Here is an 18,593-nt window from a genome sequence, read left to right as displayed (position 1 = left end):
TAGGACTAACAATATCAACAAAAGAAGGAGAGATTCGAATGATTAATCGACAAGGGTTTCCGGAAGGTTTTCTATGGGGCGGCGCTATTGCCGCCAACCAGGCTGAAGGTGGATTCGACGCTGGCGGCAAAGGGTGGTCAACAGCCGACATGGTTCCTTATTTTGAGAAAAAGGACTACACCAACCTTAGAGAACTAATGCATGTTACCAGTGCAACGGTTGAGAAAGCAATGGCACATCACAGTGCAGCAGGTTATCCGAAGCGTTACGGGATTGATTTTTACCACCGTTTCAAAGAGGATATTGCGCTGTTCGCAGAGCTGGGCTTCAAGACATTCCGTCTGTCCATCAACTGGCCGCGTATTTTCCCGAATGGTTATGATACCGAGCCAAATGAAGAGGGATTGCGTTTCTATGACGAAGTGTTCGATGAACTCCGGAAAAACGATATCGAACCACTTGTAACCCTCTCGCATTATGAGATGCCTATGGCACTTGTTCTGAAATACAACGGCTGGGCTGGCCGCGAAGTGATTGGACATTTTGTAAGATATGCGGAAACGGTGATGACCCGGTACAAGGACAAGGTTAAATACTGGTTGACGTTTAATGAGATTAACACAACCATTATTGAACCGTTCACAGGTGGCGGTATTATTGAAGACCGGGTTGAGAACACAATGCAGGCTTCTTATCAGGCACTTCATCATCAATTTGTAGCTAGCAGCCTGGTGACAGAAAAAGCACGTCAGATTAACCCGAACTTCCAGATCGGATGTATGCTTGCACGTATGATTCATTACCCGGCGACATCGAAGCCAGAGGATGTGCTGCAAGCACAGATCGATAATCAGCTGAACCTGCTGCATACAGATGTACAAGTTCGTGGTAGTTATCCAACGTTCATGGCTCGGTACTGGGCAGAGAACGGAATTACCATTGCCATGGAACCGGGGGACGAGCAGATCCTGCGTGAGCATACGGTTGATTTCATCTCGTTCAGTTATTACACATCCTTGGTGTCCGCAGTGAACCCAGAGGAATATGGAGTAACTGGAGGAAACCTGTACAGTACGATTAAGAACCCGAATCTGGAGCGTACGGAATGGGGCTGGCAGCTTGATCCGATCGGTCTGCGCGTTGCACTGAAAGAGCTGTATGACCGTTATCAACTGCCATTGTTTGTGGTAGAGAACGGCCTTGGTGCCAAAGATACCGTTGAAGCAGACGGTTCCATCAACGATGATTATCGGATTGATTATCTGAGAAAACATATTACACAAATGAAAGAAGCCGTTATGGATGGTGTGGACCTGATGGGATATACCAACTGGGGAGCGATTGATATCATCAGTGCATCCACTTCGGAAATGTCCAAGCGTTATGGCGTGATCTACGTGGATCAGGATGACAACGGACAAGGCACATTGAATCGGTATAAGAAAAAGAGCTTTGGCTGGTACCAAAAAGTCATTGCCTCAAATGGCGAGAACTTGGAATAGATTAATCTATAAAGGCACCCCGGGCGTAGCTGGTATTACGGCGCCGGGGCGCCTTTTTAATATAATCAGGTAGAATTCTCATCAACGCTATTGGCATTTCAAGGTAAAAAAGATGACTACATAACATTCTGGATGGTATACTGTGATCGTATTGGGGGAGGGATAACCATGAAGAAGCCTATTATTGCTGTAGATATGGATGACACGATATGTCATCTGGTCAAGCGGGCTATATATCACAACAACCTCAACTTCCCGACCCATCCGTTGCGCTACGAGGATATGATTCATTGGGATACATCCCATTTGCGTCATCCAGAGAGCACGCATGATGTATTTTATGGTCGGCCGGGTCTGTTCGAGGAATTGGAGTTATACGACGAATATGTTGTAGATGAGATGCGAAAGCTGAACGATGCTTATGATGTTATTGTTGTGACGGCAGCAGAACCAAGAACAGTCGTTGAGAAGTGGAACTGGCTTCAGCAGCATATGCCTTTTATAACCGCAGAACAGTTTATTACATGCAAAAGAAAAAACTTGCTCGGTTTCGATCTGCTCATTGATGATGGAGCACATAACCTGATTCCCGCGCATGAGGACGGCAAAAAGGTCATCTGTATTCCACATCCGTGGAATATACAGGAGCGTGAGCGATACAACTTTCCGTTGATGTCTTCATGGAAAGAGGCCAAGGCATACATAGATGAAGTGTTACAAGTTGTTGGTGTCTGAAAGTAAATCTTATTGTCCAGAGTGCTGTGCTCTGGATTTTTTGCGATAGGCGAGAGGTGTTTCGCCTGTTATTTTTTTGAATGTAGCATAGAATGAATCCATATCCCGATATCCGACCAGTTCTGAAATCAGGCTGACTTTGTGCTGTGAACTCTTAAGCAGTTCACAGCTTTTTTGTATACGCAGGTGTTGAAGGTAGCTGCTAAAGGTCTGGCCGGTATGTCGCAGAAACATTCGTCCAATTTGCTTCTCGCTCCAGCCTGATACACGGACCAGATCAGACATCCGAATACGATTGCTTACGTGTTGTTTGAGATAATGAAGAATGTAATCAAAACCGGTGGAATGATGCTCTTCATCATGTTCCTTTTGATAAAGTTGTCTGTAGGTCATCAGTACCAACTGGCTTACCAAGGTGTATAACATGGTAGACGAACCTATCCCCTGAACGGAGGATTCACGATATAGCTTCACCATTAGTTCTTCAATCCGATCGTTGTGATCCACAACGGATATATAAGGAACCTGATTTTGTGCCAGATCCATCAGATGTTGAATGATTTCTTTTTCCTGAATGATTGCTGTCAGCGTGTGGATCAATTCAGCATTAAATAAGCAATTATATAGAATTAACGGATGCTCGGTTACGTTGGTGCTCACAGGACGAAAGACATGAGGAACGCCGACAGGAATAACAAACAGCATCCCCTTTGTCACCGGAATGACATCTTCACCGATATGATGAAAGCCCTTTCCTTCGGCAACATAACTATACTCAATAAAATCATGTGCGTGAAAAGGAAGCACAAAATCTTCAGAGCAACGATTGACAAAAAGTTGCAGATGATTATGCAGAAAGTATTCGCTTTTCATGAGTTGTACAGATGAATTCACAAGCAACCTCCTCGCACAGATGGCTGAATTACCGGGTGAAATAGTCCTGAAAACCGGGTATTTAGGGCAACAGGATCGATATAATTATATCGTAACCCCGAATGGGAAGCCAAGATGGAAAGGACGATCTGCTAATGTTCAACGTAAGTCACCTTCGCTGCGAGTATAGAATCAATCCGATAGGCCTTGATGTCCAATCACCGAGATTAAGCTGGCAGCTGCAATCCAATCGTCGGAACTGCATGCAATCCGCTTATCAGATTCAGCTGTCATTGACGGAAGATTTTGATGGAATTGCATGGGATTCTGGCGAGATAAGTACGGATCAATCCATACATGTGGAATTAAACCATTTTCAGCCTTCTCCACAAACGCGATACTATTACCGGATTCAGGCATGGGATGATGCAGGAAGTGATTCGGGCTGGTCTGAAATGGCTTATTTCGAGATGGGGCTTATGGATAGTCATAACAAGTGGCAAGCAGAATGGATCACAGCTCAACCATCAGATGGTGGAGATACGTCTTGCCCGCGTATGCGTAAGCAGTTTAATGTGAAACAAGCGATTACTTCTGCCAGAATATATGTAACAGCACTTGGATTATACGAGTTGCATCTGAACAACACAAGAGTAGGAGAAGATTATTTTACACCTGGTTGGACCTCTTATCGTAAGCGATTACAATATCAAACTTATGATGTTACCCACCTGCTTCAGGATGGACAGAATACTTTAGGTGTTAATCTGGGAGATGGCTGGTACCGAGGATATCTTGGCTGGAACAAAGAACGGGAGATATTTGGTTCAACGTCCGCATTGCTGCTGGAACTGCATATGAAATACGCAGATGGATCAGAGGAATGTATTCTATCCAATGGGGATTGGACCGCTGCTCCTAGTGCCATTCGTATGTCGGACATCTATATGGGGGAGACGTATGATGCACGAATGGAGTCCGATTGGTCGGATTCATCTCAGACGAATTGGTCACCCGTGAATGTACTGGAGCATCCCAAAGATATCATCGTTGCACAGGAGAACGTACCCGTCACCCAAGTAGAACAGCTACATCCAATTGCTTTGCTGACAACCCCACAGGGAGATCGTGTAATAGATATGGGGCAGAATATGGTGGGATGGGTGAGATTCAGCATTCAAGGTGAGGCAGGTCAGACGGTTGAGCTGCACCATGCTGAGATCTTGGATCATGAAGGCAACTTTTACACCGATAATCTTCGCGCCGCTAAGCAGTGTATTCGCTACACGTGCAAGGGGGATGGCGTGGAAACATTTGAACCGCATTTTACGTTCCAAGGGTTCCGTTATGTTAAGCTGGTTGGCTTCCCGGAACACATTCGTCTGGATGAATTCACCGGAATAGTGCTGCACTCGAATATGGAGCCAACAGGTCAGTTTTCATGCTCTAGTCCACTGGTGAACCAACTGCATCACAATATATTGTGGGGGCAAAAGGGGAATTTTCTTGACGTGCCGACAGACTGTCCACAGAGAGATGAACGACTCGGATGGACCGGGGATGCACAGATGTTTGTCCGCACGTCTTCTTACCTGATGAACACGGCGCCCTTCTTCACCAAATGGTTGCGGGATCTGGAAGCGGATCAGGGAGAAGATGGCGGTATTCCATTCTTCGTTCCCGATCTGAGAAGTTCCACGTCAGAAGGATGGGGAGACACCAGTCATTCTTCTGCGGCTTGGGGGGATGCAGCAGTCATCTGTCCATGGACCATCTATGAGATGTATGGAGATGCCAGGTTACTGGCCGAGCAATATGAGAGTATGAAGCGGTGGATTGAATACATTCACGTACAGGGTGACAATCCATATCTGTGGAACACGGGATTCCACTTTGGCGATTGGTTGGGACTGGATTCCAAGCCCAATAGTTATGTCGGCGCAACAGACACGGATTATGTGGCGACTGCATTCTATGCCTATTCGGTGTCGTTAACTCAAAAAGCGGCTGAAGTCCTTGGAAAGACAGATGATGCTGAATATTACAAGCAGTTGCATACCAACATTGTTCATGCGTTTCGAGATGAATTCGTGACTCCAGCTGGGAAAATTGCTGTCCCAACGCAAACAGCGCATGTTCTTGCACTCCAGTTTGACCTGCTGGAAGCCACTGCCCGAACTCGTGCAGTTGAACAATTGACGAAACTCGTGAAAGAGGCGGGCAATCATCTTACTACAGGTTTCGTGGGCACACCTTATTTAAATCCGGTATTGAGTGATGCAGGTCTTCACGACCTGGCATATACATTACTTTTTCAAGAGGATTATCCGTCCTGGCTGTATCAGGTGACTCAAGGCGCAACGACCGTCTGGGAACATTGGGATGGGATCAAAGAGGATGGCAGTCTCTGGAGTGCTGATATGAACTCATTTAACCACTATGCGTACGGAGCGATTGGAGAATGGTTGTATCGTTACGTTGCCGGCATTCGGTCCGATGAACATCAGCCAGGATTCCGAATGGTGCATATCAAGCCGCAACCCGGACCTGGACTGGATTGGGTGGAAGCGAGTCTGGAGACGATGTATGGTCAAGTTGCTTCAAGCTGGCACCGGCTGGCGGAGGGTGAAATGGAGATTCGGGTGCATATTCCCGCCAACACGAGAGGTACGGTACGTCTTCCTGGAGCAGGTGCACAGATCGTGCTGGAACAAGGGAAACCGTTGGATCAGTTGGATCAGATAAGTGGAGTTCAGGATATTCAAAACATTGGAGACGATGTTGAGGTCACACTTGGATCTGGAAGTTACCAATTTACGTACAAAGACACGGATGCTAAAAAGGATCGGGATGTTCAGGAGGCTGAATTGACAGAGTCCGTATAATGATAGAATAAGCGGTAAAAGGTACACTTGAAGAGGATCTGCACACACGCAGGTCCTTTTTCGAACTTGTCTGAGAGTGAATTTGTAGTATTTGAACAATGAAAGGAGCATGACCATGGCAAAACCTGCATTCAAAGATGCACCTTTACGTAGTGAAATAGAGAATTTGGCTAAGCAACAGGATCACCATACATTGGCCTGTTGGGCTGCGGAGTGTGCGGCACGTGTCTTGTATATATTTGAGAAGAAGACGGATGATCTCCGCGCCCGTGATGCCATTGACGCAGGAAGAGGTTGGATCCGTGGAGAGATTGCCATGGTTGATGCTCGAAAGGCGGCTTTTGCAGCTCATGCTGCTGCACGGGAAGCCGATCATGTCGCTGCCTCTGCTGCATCTCGTGCGGCGGGGCACGCAGCAGCAACGGCACATGTGAAAGGCCATGCGGTGCATGCCGCAACGTATGCAGTGAAAGCTGTCTTTTATGACTGTTTGATGGAAGAGCAAGAACGTCGTGTCCTAGAAGAGAGAACGTGGCAGTATCAATATCTGTTGGGAGGATGTAATGATCATGGGGAAAGAACACGTTAGATTAATTAAACCATCAAAAGCCTATAAGGATGCGTATTTGGCATTTTATGAAGACTGGGTCAGAAGTGGAGAATTGATGGTTCCTTGGGTCATTTCCAAAGATCCTTATGCGTTCGATGAGATGTTGGCGTTTTTGCAGCGTAATGAACAAGGGATCGACATCCCGGAGGGCTGGGTCAAAGACAGTACATATTGGCTGGTCACGGAGAGTCAACAAATCGTGGGTGCTGTGAATATAAGGCATGAGCTTAACGATAAATTGTTCAACAGTGGAGGGCATATTGGATATGGTATTTGTCCAGGAGAGCGGCACAATGGCTATGGTTCCGAAATTCTCAGGCTTTCTTTGGAGAAAACGAGAGAGCTTGGAATTTCCAAAGTATTGGTCGTATGCGATGCGGTTAATGAGCCTTCCAGAAGGGTTATCCTTCGAAATGGTGGCATTCGGGATGAAGACTATGTGGAGTCCAATGGCAACATTGTTGAACGATTCTGGATAGAAAATGTCGAATAATGCAGAATAATGATGTAATATAACGAAAATAATATGGATTATGATTGTATTACCCTCGTGTGCTGATTAAAATGAAGCATAGAATCTGGATTGCGGCCGGAAACTATCATCCCATATCAGGCACAAGTGAGGTTATCTTTATGAATCAACCGGTTAATCGGCCCCGGCGAATTGAGTATCTGGATCTCTATCGTGCTTTTGCCATCATGGCAGTGGTAGCTATTCATGCAACTTCAACAGCAGTCGCGCATTACCCCAAGCATACATTAGATCATGATGTGTATTATTTCTGGAACACGTTTTTGCAATTTGCCGTTCCAGCGTTTCTGTTTCTGTCCTCCCTGGTCTTGTTCTACAACTACAGCTCCAAGGTGAATGAGAAGGGTTGGATGCTCACTTTTTATAAGAAGCGTTTATTTAATGTATTTGTACCCTATGTGGTGTGGTCCCTTATCTACTTTGCCATTAAACAGTTGCTTGCGGGCAAAGAACCTTTGACCCATGGTGTTCAATTTGCCAAACAATTAGTGATGGGAACCGCTCATACGCACTTGTACTTTTTTCTGATTATTCTTCAATTCTATATCGTTTTTCCATGGCTTCTGTCCCTTACACGCCATCGTTTTTTTAATCGGTACTTGCCATTATTCTTTATTGCTGGCCAAGCGATCTTCTATGCACTACATTTGCAGTTTCACTTCGAACGGACAGGAAGTTTGTTACCCAGTTATCTGATCGTGATTGGATTTGGCGCATGGGTTGGGTTGAACTTTGAGTGGGCATTGAACAAACTGTATACTCACCGTTATGTGCTCATAGCTGCGTTGTTAGGTGGAGGTGCCATTTTTATATATGGTAATGCTTATATCAAAACCGCTTTTGCTGCATACCCGGTGGTAACCTATACTGTGCTGTTCTTGTTCCGAAATCTGTTTACGTTGTCAGCCTGCTTGCTCCTGTTGATCTTCAGTGAACGAATGGGCACAGGAAAACATACCGAGTTTCGGAAAGCTACGCGTGTTCTGGACTCCTTGGGTACAGTTGCGTTCGGTGTGTTTTTAATGCATCCACTCGTACTGCTCTTCTGGAGACGTGAATTCACAGATGAACTGGCTCGGCACTTCAGTGTGGGCATCATTCTATCTTATGTTGTGGCGCTCCTGATCTCATGGATCTGCGCGATGGGATTGCGGCGGATGAAGTGGGGATGGGTACTGATCGGACGTTAAGTTAAAATAAATTTACTTAATTAAAGATAAGAGTTTTCAAGCCCTCACCCGTTGAGAGAATCACTTGAAACCTCTTTTTTATTTGCTCTAAAGAAGGTATTATAGAGTTTAATATCCATAAAATTGAATTAATGGAATGAACACTACCTTGTCAGGAGTGATCGAATGAAATTGGTGATTATTTTTGGTCCGCAGGCTGTGGGCAAAATGACGGTTGGGCAAGAACTGGAGAAGATAACAAAGCTTAAATTGTTTCATAACCATATGACCATTGAATTGGTGTCTCCTTATTTCAGCTATGGTACACCACAGGGAAAAAGACTGGTTAATCTGTTCCGTCAGGAGATTTTTGAAGAAGTGGCGAAGAGTGACCTACCGGGTCTAATTTTTACGTTTGTATGGGCTTTTGACCTGAAGCAAGACGGAGAGTACATCCGTAAGATCAGCGAGTTATTCGAATCTAATGGGGGTCAGGTCTGTTATGTGGAACTGGAAGCCGATGCATCGGAAAGATTGGAGCGCAATAAAAGTCCGCATCGCCTGTTACATAAGCCAACAAAGCGAGACATCGCGTGGTCTGAGCGAGAGTTGCTTGATACGATGAAGCTTTATCGATTGAATTCGGAACCGGGGGAAATCATGCATGAGCACTACATACGGATTGATAACACGCACAAGAGCCCGGATGAAGTGGCACAGTTAATCCAGGAACGCTTTAATTTGTAATCTGAGAAACGTCTAACTTAGCAAAGTAGATACTTTATATGAGAGGGGCACTACATCATGTACTTTGTTATATTTTTGCTCATAGGACTTGTTTTATGTTATCTGATCCCATTTGGTCCAATAGTGGCCGGGGGCATTATTTTTGCACTTGTTGTAGACCAATACCGTCAGACGATACATATGCGTGAAGATATCCGAGACATCAAGAATCATCTGGGGCTAATGAACAAAGGCGAGGCGCAAGAGTACGAGTTGGATAAAGAATACACTCAAGTTGATCGTTTGGATTCAGAACAAATGGACATGATTAATCGAAGAATTGAAGCGGAACTGGAGAAAGAAAGCAAAAACAATAAACCGTGAATTCCTGTAAAATAATTCTTGATTTGCTCACTCCTGTGAGTATATTTACCTAGATCGGGAGTCATGCTAATACGATATTAACTTTTTGTTGCACTGTGTAGAAATTTGTAATAATATGAGGGAAGCGCGTACAACATATCGGGTTGTAACTGTTGAATCAGGCAAAGCCGTATACCTTGAGAAAAGGGATTGGTTTGTCTTTTTCTGTATATTGGAGTGATAAAGTGAAAATCGAGAAGGTGCTGAACAATAATGCTGTAGTTGCGATGAATGACGAACAACAGGAAGTTATTATCATTGGCCGGGGGATTGCTTATCAGAAGCGGGCGGGTGATATGGTTTCCGAGCAGCATATCGACAAGATATTTACTTTACAGAATGAAGATATTCAGGAAAACTTCAAGGCATTAATCTCAAGCATTCCTCTGGAATACATGAAAGTATCCGAGGAAATCATCGCTTACGCCAAATTAAAACTTGGCAAGAAATTAAATGAGAGCATTTACTTACATCTCACAGACCATATTCACTTTGCCATTGAGCGGTATCGCAAGAATCTGCCCATACGCAACGGGTTAATCTGGGAGACAAAGCAGTTATACAAAGAGGAATATGAAGTCGGAATGGAAGCGCTCAATATGATCTGTGATCAGTTTGGTGTGATCTTGCCCGAGGACGAAGCCGGTTTTATGGCACTTCATTTTGTCAATGCAGCTTTGAACGAAGAAATGCCCAACATCAAGAGTATGACGCAGGTCATGCAGGAAATCTTGACAATCATCAAGTATCATTTCAAGATTGATTTTGATGAAAACTCACTGACATTTTATCGCTTTGTGACGCATTTGAAGTTTTTCGCCCAACGTTTGGTTAAGGGAAAACATTACAAGAGCAACAACGATGATGAACTGTTCCTGATGATTCAGAAAAAGTATCCAGCAGCGCATAAGTGCTCGGAGAAAATTAAGAAATTCATTGAAAGCAACTACACGTATCAACTAACTGACGAAGAATTAATGTACTTAACGATTCATATTGAGAGAGTTGTGAATGCAACTTCTGAATAATCCCATAGATCAGCTTGCAGGGTTGCAACCACTAGGGCAAAACCTGAACGCTTGAATGACAGAACATACCGTTAACCGGATGTTCCATACATTCAGATGTTCAGGTTTTTTTATTCTCTCCAATATGCTTTGAATCCGTGTCTAGCCAGAAAGGAAGAAAAGACTTCATGAAACACGAGCAATTAGCCAAAGACATTCTGTCTGGTGTTGGTGGAAAACAGAACATTAACAGCGTGGTGCACTGCGCGACCAGACTTCGTTTCAAATTAAAAAATGACAATAATGCCAAAACAGACGAACTCAAAAATCTGCCTGGAGTCATAACAGTAATGCAAAGTGGGGGGCAATACCAGGTAGTTGTGGGTAACGAAGTGTCTGATGTGTATAAAGCCTTGTTACAGGTGGGTAATATGAATGCGGATGAACCGGTCTCAAGTGATGATTCAGAATCTTCCGGTAAAAAAGAGAGTCTCTTGGGTCAGTTTATCGACTTGATCTCAGGTGTATTTACACCAATTCTCGGATTGCTAGCTGCAACAGGGATGATCAAAGGTTTCCTGTCCATGTTTACTTCTCTCGAATGGTTGGACCCGGCTTCAGGAACATATCAATTGTTGAATGCTGCAGGAGACTGTCTGTTCTACTTCTTCCCAATCTTCCTGGGTTACACAGCTATGAAAAAATTCGGTGGATCTCCATTCCTCGGGATGGCCATCGGAGCATCGCTTGTATATCCGACCTTATCCGGTCTTAGTGGTGGGGAACCGCTCTATACGCTGTTTGCAGGCACATTGTTTGAATCACCGATTCATATTACGTTCCTGGGTATTCCCGTTATCTTGATGAGTTATTCCTCATCCGTCATTCCGATTATTATTGCTGCTTATTTTGGAGCAAAGGTAGAAGCGTTCTTCAAAAAGATCATTCCTTCTGTTGTGAGAACGTTCCTTACGCCATTCTTCACAATTCTGATTGTTGTACCTGTAACATTCCTCTTGATTGGTCCAATCGCAACATGGGCAAGTCAGCTGATTGGTGCCGGGGTATCGGGCATTTATGACTTGAGTCCGTTAGTAACCGGTATTGTTGTTGGTGGATTGTGGCAAGTATTGGTGATCTTCGGGTTACACTGGGGTATCGTACCCATCATGTTGCTGAATCTGTCCACTCTGAAAGCAGATCCGATTCTGGCCATGATGTTTGCTGCTTCTTTTGCTCAGATTGGTGCCGTTCTTGGCGTTATGCTTAAAACGAAAAATACCAAACTCAAATCACTGGGGGTTCCTGCCTTTGTGTCCGGGATTTTTGGTGTTACTGAGCCTGCTATTTATGGACTTACTTTGCCACTGAAAAAACCATTTATTATGAGTTGTATTTCTTCTGCAGTAGCTGGTGGTATTATTGGATTCGCAGGTTCCAAAATGTTTGTATTTGCTTCAGGCATCTTTGGTGTTCCAGCGCTTATTAGTCCGACAGCAGGGATTAACTATGAATTCTGGATGGCCATGATTGCCACTATCATTGCTTTTGTACTAGGTTTTGTTCTCGTTTATTTTGTAGGATTCAAAGATCCTGCTAATCCGGAGGCTGCCAAACAGGCTCCAGAGCCAGTAAAAGAAGAGAAGGCTGCACTTGAGCCTAATCCAAACAATCGTTACGAAATTGCCAGCCCGATGACGGGTGAGGTGGTTCCTTTGCAAGAAATTAACGATGCTACATTTGCTGGTGAACATATGGGTAAAGGAATTGCTATTCGCCCAACCAGTGGGAGAGTTGTATCCCCGATTAATGGCGTGGTACAGACGATTTACCGTACCAAACATGCAATTGGTCTTGTAGATGATCAAGGTGTAGAGATTCTGATCCATATCGGTCAGGATACAGTACAGCTCAAAGGTCAACATTTCACTGCACATGTGAAAGATGGAGATCGTGTGAGTGTTGGCGATCTGATCGTTGAATTTGATCTGCAGGCCATTATTGAGGCGGGATATGAGACCGTAACACCGATAATTGTAACTAATACGGCTGATTATTTGGACGTGGTTGCTACAACAAATCGTGAAGTGCAAGAAAAGGATAAATTGGTTACGGTTATAGGTTAATTCTGCTTTAGTGCGTATTTTATTAATCTGAACATTAGCTTTATAGAGACCACTTTGATGTTTTCGGAGTGGTCTCTTTTTTTCATTTTCGGTCACTCCAATGTATTTGTGAAATTAATAAAAATAAGTGTTGCAAACGTAGTTCAGATGTACTATGATGAGTTCAAGAAGTAAGCGCATACATCAATCGGATTGTAACTGTTCAATCAGGCAATGCCGACCATCCTCAGTTCAGAGGGTATGGAATGTAACTTACTTTCGTTATCCAAATAATTAAATACCAATGTGTACAGCCTTACAGGGTTGCAACCGTTAAGGGCAAAACCTGAATTGCTGAATAACACGACTGATTTCCGGACGATCCGGTATGTTGTGTATGTTCAGTGGTTCAGGTTTTATTTGTTTCAAAAGTCATGGGGAGTCTACTTAGAGAGGGAGAATTACAATGAGCAACTACGATCAATTGGCTAAGGACATTCTGGCACGTGTAGGTGGTCGCGAGAACGTAAATAGTGTATTCCATTGCGTAACAAGACTGCGGTTTAAACTGAAAAATGAAAGCGTAGCCAAAACAGAAGAACTTAAAAATCTGCCAGGTGTTATTACCGTTATGCAAAGTGGTGGACAATATCAGGTCGTTATCGGCAACGAAGTGCCGGATGTATATAAAGCAGTCGTTAAAGTAGGAAATTTCCCAAGTGAGGGACAAGTTGAAGAGGAGACGGACAACTCAGGCAAAAAAGTAGGATTGTTCAGCCGATTTATCGACATGATCTCCGGTGTGTTCACACCACTGCTCGGTTTGCTTGCTGCTACAGGTATGATCAAAGGTTTCACAGCCATGTTTGTAGCATTTGGATGGGTCGAAAATACATCAGGAACATACCATTTGCTGAATGCACTTGGTGATTCACTGTTCTACTTCTTCCCGATCTTCCTTGGATACACGGCAATCAAGAAATTTGGGGGTTCACCGTTCCTGGGTATGGCGATAGGTGCTTCGTTAGTGTATCCTACGCTGTCCGGTTTGACTGCAGGAGATCCACTATACACTTTGTTCACAGGTACATTGTTTGAATCACCGATTCACATTACGTTCTTAGGTATCCCGGTTATATTGATGACGTACTCAACATCGGTTATTCCGATCATTATTGCTACGTTCTTCGCTGTTAAGATTGAAAGATTCTTCAAAAACATCATTCCTAAAGTCGTTAGCACATTTTTGGTTCCATTCTTCACTTTGCTCGTGATTGTTCCGGTAACCTTCATTGTAATTGGTCCAATAGCCACATGGGCAGGTCAATTGGTTGGTGCAGGTACAACAAGTATCTATGAATTGAGTCCGATTATTACAGGTTTGGTTCTCGGCGGATTCTGGCAAGTGCTAGTACTGTTTGGACTTCACTGGGGACTTGTACCAGTTATGCTTCTTAACTTAAGTACATCGGGGGCTGATCCAGTTCTTGCAATGTCCTTCGGCGCTTCCTTTGCCCAAACGGGTGCAGTACTTGCAGTTCTGCTCAAAACAAAAAATTCCAAGTTGAAATCATTAAGCATTCCAGCGTTTATTTCCGGTATATTCGGAGTAACTGAGCCGGCAATCTATGGCGTAACTCTTCCATTGAAAAAGCCGTTTATCATGAGTTGTATTGGTGGTGCTGTCGGTGGTGGTATTTTAGGATGGGCAGGCTCAAAGCTTTACGTCTTTGGTGGACTGGGTATCTTCGGTATTCCAAGCTTTATCAACAAAGAAGCAGGTCCTGATTCCGGATTCTATATGTCCATCGTTGCAGTATTGGTAGCATTCATCGTTGGTTTTGTCTTGACGTACGTGTTTGGATTTAAAGACAAAGTAGAAGCTACACCAGCTCCAGCACCAGTACTTGATCCAAATCCGAACAGCAGATACGAAATCGTCAGCCCAATGGCTGGTGAAGTTGTTGCACTGAATGAAATTAATGACGTAACGTTTGCAGGTGAGCACATGGGTAAAGGGATTGCAATTCGTCCAACCAGTGGTAGAGTGGTATCTCCAATCACAGGTGTTGTTCAAACCGTATATCGTACCAAACACGCCATTGGTCTTGTAAGCGATGATGGTGTAGAGATGCTGATCCATATTGGACAGGATACGGTCAAGCTGAAAGGTCAACATTTTACAACCCATGTGAAAGATGGAGACCGTGTTAACGCAGGTGACCTGATTGTTGAGTTTGATCTGCAAGCCATTAAGGATGCAGGGTATGAGACGGTTACACCGATCATTGTGACTAATACTTCAAATTATCTGGACGTTGTAGGAACAAAAGATGCATCCGTTCATGAGAAAGATAAATTGATCACGGTATTAAGCTAATTGAAACTAAGGATGGTTAAGGAGGAACTCCTCAATGAATGAAAAGTTTACAGCCTTCCCGGAGAATTTTCTCTGGGGAGGAGCAACCGCAGCGAATCAATTGGAAGGTGCTTATCTGGAAGGTGGAAAAGGTTTAACAACGGTAGATCTGATTCCGATTGGTGCCAATCGATGGAATATTGCTCTGGGTAACCTGGATTCGTATGAACCAAAAACAGGGGAATTCTATCCTTCACATGAAGCCATTGACTTCTATCATCGATATAAGGAAGATATTGCGTTATTTGCAGAAATGGGATTTAAGTGCCTCAGGCTTTCCATAGCCTGGGCACGGATTTTCCCTAATGGTGATGAAGCGGAGCCAAACGAAGCAGGCTTGCAATTTTATGATGATGTCTTTGATGAGTTATTAAAATACAACATTGAACCTGTGGTAACGATCTGCCATTTCGATGTACCTGTACATCTGGTCGAGACTTACGGCGGTTGGAAGAATCGTAAGATGATTGGTTTCTTTGAGAAATATGCGACGACGCTATTCAATCGATACAAGAATAAAGTGAAGTACTGGATGACGTTTAATGAGATCAATATGTTGCTGCATCTCCCGTACATTGGAGCGGGTATTGTTCTGCAGGATTGTGAAAACAAAGATCAGGTCCTGTATCAGGCAGCACATCATGAATTGGTAGCGAGTGCGCTTGCTGTTAAGGCTTGTCATGAGATCATTCCGGGTGCACAGATTGGTTGTATGTTAGCCGCTGGAATGGTGTATCCATACAGCTCTAACCCGGATGACGTGTGGAAGGCTATGGAGAAAGATCGTGAATCGTTCTTCTTCATCGACGTACAATCGAAGGGAGCATATCCGGGTTATACAAAAAGATTTTTCAGAGAAAATGACATTTGGATTGACATGCAACCGGAAGATGCAGATATTTTGATGCAGAACACGGTCGACTATATCGGTTTTAGCTATTACGCAAGCCGGTGCACCAGTACGGACCCTGAGATTTTGAAAGATTCGACAGAAGGCAATGTATTTGGTTCGGTGAAGAACCCTTATCTGCAAGCTTCCGAGTGGGGATGGACCATTGATCCGAAGGGGCTTCGGATTACGTGTAATCAGCTTCATGACCGCTATGGAAAACCGTTGTTTATCGTAGAAAATGGACTTGGGGCAACCGATGTGTTGTTAGATAATGACTCTGTTGAAGATGACTATCGCATCGAATATTTGAATAGTCATTTTGCCGAGATGGCTGAAGCGATTCAAGACGGTGTAGAGCTCATAGGTTACACAAGCTGGGGACCGATTGACCTGGTCAGTGCGGGTACCGGAGAGATGAAGAAACGTTATGGCTATATCTATGTAGACCGAAATAATGATGGTACGGGCACACTTCGCAGAGTGAAAAAGAAGAGTTTTCACTGGTACAAAGATGTCATTGCGAGTAATGGCGCACAATATTTCTGATACAAGGTCTCCGGCGCTATAGAATAGACAAAGAGCAGTCTCGTTATTACGGGATTGCTCTTTGTTTATGAGGGGATGAATTTGACCCATGATGTGGCTTTCAGATATAATAAAGAGATTAAGAGAATCTTGTCACTTAAGAAGGGAGGAGCATCCACTCATGAAGAAAAAATCACTTGCGTTTATATCTTCGGGATATGGATACTCCACTGCTGTCTTTTTCTAGAATCTATTCCAAGGGTGAAGTCTGCCCAAAATCGGAGGAAAACTAGGAAATAACGCAGAAAAATCTTAAGAATGATGAGGTAATCCAGATGAATATTGACAAAATTACTAGAACAAATCCAGAAAATATGCCAGCTCCTGTAGGTCAGTACACGCATATTACAAGAATCCCGAGGAATGCAGAATTATTTGTGACTTCGGGTCAAATTGGAGCAGATCATAATGGACTCTTTCCAGAGAGTCTGAATGAGCAAGTCATTAATACATTTAATAATATTAAAACAGTGCTCGAATCTGAGCGCTTAGATGCTGAACATATTATCAAAGTGAACGTATGGGCAACCGAGGAAATCGATTGGGATTTCTTATATGCCGAGTGGGGACAATTATTTAGTACGGATTATCCTGCAATGACGATTGGATATATTACGGCATTAGGTCTACCAGAGATTAAAATTGAAATAGAGCTTTGGGCAGCAAAAGTGTAACATCGAATACTTTCTAACCAAACGAAGGAGCATCTCACTTACAGATGCCCCTTCGTTTTTTTATTTGTGAAAAATGGAAAGGATATGCCATGTGTGCAATTATGAGCGATAGTAGGTGTATTATGGCACCTGCAAGCTCTGATAAGCATTCAGTCGACCATATGTCCAGTAGATCCCGGAGCCTGATACCGGATCAGAAGCGAAACACAGCGCATCCCGAATCTGAGCATTTGTTTTTCCTTGTGCAGCAAGAAGTGCAGCTACTCCAGCCACATGAGGGGCAGCCATGGACGTACCGCTAAGGTAGGCATAGGAACCACCCACGTATGTGGATAGAATGGTATCACCCGGTGCGGCCATATCCACCCAAGAGCCATAGTTGGAGAAATTGGATTTGAGATCGGAGGGATTGGTTGAAGCGACAGCAATCACGTTGGGATACGAGGCGGGTACGATTGGGAATGAAGTGTTGTCGTTACCAGCTGCGGCAATAATCACAGCTCCACGATCCCAAGCATACTGTACGGCAGCTTGAAGGAAAGCATTTCCCATCGGCCCACCAAGGCTCAGGTTAACAACCTGTACACCGTTATTGGCAGCAAAGACAAGCCCGTTACCGACATTACCTATCGTTCCTTGTCCGTTGTTATCCAGTACCCGGAGCGGAACGATGGATGCGAGTGGTGCAGCGCCTGCGATGCCCACACCATTGTTGGTAACGGAGGCAGCGATCCCGGCTACATGGGTGCCGTGGCCGTTCCCATCCTCAGGGATGTTATCATAATCAACATAATCATAACCGGGGAGGAGCTTGGAAGCCAATTCTGGGTGGTTTAGCTGTACACCGGTGTCGATAATGGCGATTTTGACAGAGCTGTTACTCTGAGTAATATCCCATGCAGCGGGTGCATTGATTTTGGACAGGTTATACTGATAAGGAAAGAAAGGGTCATTAGGAGTGAAGGATGCTTCAACGAGGTAATTCGGCTCTGCATGTTCAATAAGCTCATGATCTTTGTAATGTTTCAGCATTCTGTGCATTTTTTTGCGGGATTCCACACGGTACCAGCCTAAATCTTCATAGGTCTCAGCGACTTTACATCTCCCTTTTTTGTGAAGGGTGTGCATCTCATCCTCGGTTGTCCCTTCCTTGAATTTGACTAAGAGCTGCTTGGGAGCGTGAGGGTGAAACTTGCTCTCGGCAAGTTGGTCCAGATAACGATACACGAACCCGATTACTAGCAAAATGAAAGCAAAAACACCTAACCATAACCACATGAGCGTTTATCCCTCCAATATGAATTGTGACACGCCTTATCGTATGCGAACTCTATTAGACTGCGCGGGCACTCTTGCAATTTGGATAGTAGTGTAGATAGATTGATAGGAAGGGATAAATTCGGTAAGATGATATGAAGAGAGCCGCTTTGGCATGAACAAGATTTAAGGCAGGGCC

The 18,593-nt window shown here is 44.1% G+C and carries 15 protein-coding genes; 13 read left to right on the top strand and 2 right to left on the bottom strand.

Annotation, left to right across the window (positions count from 1 at the left end; genetic code table 11):
- Positions 1 to 38 precede the first annotated feature (38 nt).
- Together MHI12_RS18240 and MHI12_RS18235 are read left to right on the top strand one after the other, a co-directional pair.
- Complete coding sequence (locus MHI12_RS18240; RefSeq protein ID WP_405169967.1) at positions 39 to 1,502, top strand: glycoside hydrolase family 1 protein; 1,464 nt, start codon at positions 39 to 41, stop codon at positions 1,500 to 1,502.
- A gap of 168 nt (positions 1,503 to 1,670) precedes the next feature.
- Positions 1,671 to 2,237, top strand: coding sequence for a 5' nucleotidase, NT5C type (locus MHI12_RS18235; protein WP_036613472.1), 567 nt, complete (start codon positions 1,671 to 1,673; stop codon positions 2,235 to 2,237).
- A 9-nt stretch (positions 2,238 to 2,246) separates the two neighbouring features.
- Here MHI12_RS18235 and MHI12_RS18230 read toward each other — a convergent pair whose 3' ends face one another.
- Entirely contained in the window at positions 2,247 to 3,131 is an 885-nt protein-coding gene (locus MHI12_RS18230) for a helix-turn-helix domain-containing protein (protein WP_405169966.1), read from the bottom strand.
- A gap of 134 nt (positions 3,132 to 3,265) precedes the next feature.
- Between MHI12_RS18230 and MHI12_RS18225 the strand changes: the two genes are divergently transcribed.
- From MHI12_RS18225 to MHI12_RS18175, 11 genes are all read left to right on the top strand, one after another.
- Complete coding sequence (locus MHI12_RS18225; protein ID WP_405169965.1) at positions 3,266 to 5,995, top strand: family 78 glycoside hydrolase catalytic domain; 2,730 nt, start codon at positions 3,266 to 3,268, stop codon at positions 5,993 to 5,995.
- Positions 5,996 to 6,110: 115 nt separating this feature from the next.
- Positions 6,111 to 6,584 (top strand): putative immunity protein, encoded by a 474-nt coding sequence (locus MHI12_RS18220; protein WP_405169964.1) that lies wholly within the window; start codon positions 6,111 to 6,113, stop codon positions 6,582 to 6,584.
- Positions 6,559 to 7,098 (top strand): GNAT family N-acetyltransferase, encoded by a 540-nt coding sequence (locus MHI12_RS18215; RefSeq protein WP_405169963.1) that lies wholly within the window; start codon positions 6,559 to 6,561, stop codon positions 7,096 to 7,098. Before MHI12_RS18220 ends, MHI12_RS18215 begins: the two co-directional genes overlap by 26 nt.
- Positions 7,099 to 7,238: 140 nt before the next feature.
- Complete coding sequence (locus MHI12_RS18210) at positions 7,239 to 8,327, top strand: acyltransferase (RefSeq protein WP_405169962.1); 1,089 nt, start codon at positions 7,239 to 7,241, stop codon at positions 8,325 to 8,327.
- A 165-nt stretch (positions 8,328 to 8,492) separates the two neighbouring features.
- Entirely contained in the window at positions 8,493 to 9,053 is a 561-nt protein-coding gene (locus MHI12_RS18205; RefSeq protein ID WP_405169961.1) for a shikimate kinase, read from the top strand.
- A 57-nt stretch (positions 9,054 to 9,110) separates the two neighbouring features.
- The gene (locus MHI12_RS18200) at positions 9,111 to 9,416 is read left to right on the top strand and encodes a hypothetical protein (RefSeq protein WP_405169960.1); all 306 of its coding nucleotides are present in this window, start codon (positions 9,111 to 9,113) and stop codon (positions 9,414 to 9,416) included.
- Between the two features lie 224 nt (positions 9,417 to 9,640).
- Positions 9,641 to 10,483 (top strand): BglG family transcription antiterminator LicT, encoded by an 843-nt coding sequence (gene licT, locus MHI12_RS18195; RefSeq protein WP_074095537.1) that lies wholly within the window; start codon positions 9,641 to 9,643, stop codon positions 10,481 to 10,483.
- Positions 10,484 to 10,650: 167 nt separating this feature from the next.
- On the top strand, positions 10,651 to 12,588 hold the full coding sequence (locus MHI12_RS18190; protein WP_405169959.1) for a beta-glucoside-specific PTS transporter subunit IIABC: 1,938 nt from the start codon (positions 10,651 to 10,653) through the stop codon (positions 12,586 to 12,588).
- Positions 12,589 to 13,033: 445 nt separating this feature from the next.
- Entirely contained in the window at positions 13,034 to 14,947 is a 1,914-nt protein-coding gene (locus MHI12_RS18185; RefSeq protein ID WP_341007928.1) for a beta-glucoside-specific PTS transporter subunit IIABC, read from the top strand.
- A gap of 34 nt (positions 14,948 to 14,981) precedes the next feature.
- Positions 14,982 to 16,424: a 6-phospho-beta-glucosidase gene (locus tag MHI12_RS18180; RefSeq protein ID WP_405169958.1), complete on the top strand. Its 1,443-nt coding sequence runs from the start codon at positions 14,982 to 14,984 to the stop codon at positions 16,422 to 16,424.
- Between the two features lie 314 nt (positions 16,425 to 16,738).
- Positions 16,739 to 17,137, top strand: a complete 399-nt coding sequence (locus MHI12_RS18175) for a RidA family protein (protein ID WP_341007926.1) — start codon at positions 16,739 to 16,741, stop codon at positions 17,135 to 17,137.
- A 120-nt stretch (positions 17,138 to 17,257) separates the two neighbouring features.
- On the opposite strand, the gene MHI12_RS18170 is transcribed toward MHI12_RS18175, so the two are convergent.
- Complete coding sequence (locus tag MHI12_RS18170) at positions 17,258 to 18,415, bottom strand: S8 family peptidase (RefSeq protein ID WP_341007925.1); 1,158 nt, start codon at positions 18,413 to 18,415, stop codon at positions 17,258 to 17,260.
- Positions 18,416 to 18,593 lie beyond the last annotated feature (178 nt).

The organism is Paenibacillus sp. FSL H8-0280, from assembly GCF_045040665.1.
Classification (GTDB): Bacteria; Bacillota; Bacilli; order Paenibacillales; family Paenibacillaceae; genus Paenibacillus; species Paenibacillus xylanexedens_A.
Note: the sequence above shows the minus strand (reverse complement) of the source record. Positions and strands in the feature narration are given on the sequence as shown.

Excerpts from the sequence above, each read along its gene's own strand:
- MHI12_RS18175 (WP_341007926.1), top strand. The coding sequence starts at position 16,739 with ATGAATATTGACAAAATTACTAGAACAAATCCAGAAAATATGCCAGCT.
- MHI12_RS18225 (WP_405169965.1), top strand. The coding sequence starts at position 3,266 with ATGTTCAACGTAAGTCACCTTCGCTGCGAGTATAGAATCAATCCGATA.
- MHI12_RS18220 (WP_405169964.1), top strand. The coding sequence starts at position 6,111 with ATGGCAAAACCTGCATTCAAAGATGCACCTTTACGTAGTGAAATAGAG.
- MHI12_RS18180 (WP_405169958.1), top strand. The coding sequence starts at position 14,982 with ATGAATGAAAAGTTTACAGCCTTCCCGGAGAATTTTCTCTGGGGAGGA.
- MHI12_RS18210 (WP_405169962.1), top strand. The coding sequence starts at position 7,239 with ATGAATCAACCGGTTAATCGGCCCCGGCGAATTGAGTATCTGGATCTC.
- MHI12_RS18205 (WP_405169961.1), top strand. The coding sequence starts at position 8,493 with ATGAAATTGGTGATTATTTTTGGTCCGCAGGCTGTGGGCAAAATGACG.
- MHI12_RS18185 (WP_341007928.1), top strand. The coding sequence starts at position 13,034 with ATGAGCAACTACGATCAATTGGCTAAGGACATTCTGGCACGTGTAGGT.
- MHI12_RS18170 (WP_341007925.1), bottom strand. The coding sequence starts at position 18,415 with ATGTGGTTATGGTTAGGTGTTTTTGCTTTCATTTTGCTAGTAATCGGG.
- MHI12_RS18200 (WP_405169960.1), top strand. The coding sequence starts at position 9,111 with ATGTACTTTGTTATATTTTTGCTCATAGGACTTGTTTTATGTTATCTG.
- MHI12_RS18240 (WP_405169967.1), top strand. The coding sequence starts at position 39 with ATGATTAATCGACAAGGGTTTCCGGAAGGTTTTCTATGGGGCGGCGCT.
- MHI12_RS18190 (WP_405169959.1), top strand. The coding sequence starts at position 10,651 with ATGAAACACGAGCAATTAGCCAAAGACATTCTGTCTGGTGTTGGTGGA.
- MHI12_RS18235 (WP_036613472.1), top strand. The coding sequence starts at position 1,671 with ATGAAGAAGCCTATTATTGCTGTAGATATGGATGACACGATATGTCAT.
- MHI12_RS18215 (WP_405169963.1), top strand. The coding sequence starts at position 6,559 with ATGATCATGGGGAAAGAACACGTTAGATTAATTAAACCATCAAAAGCC.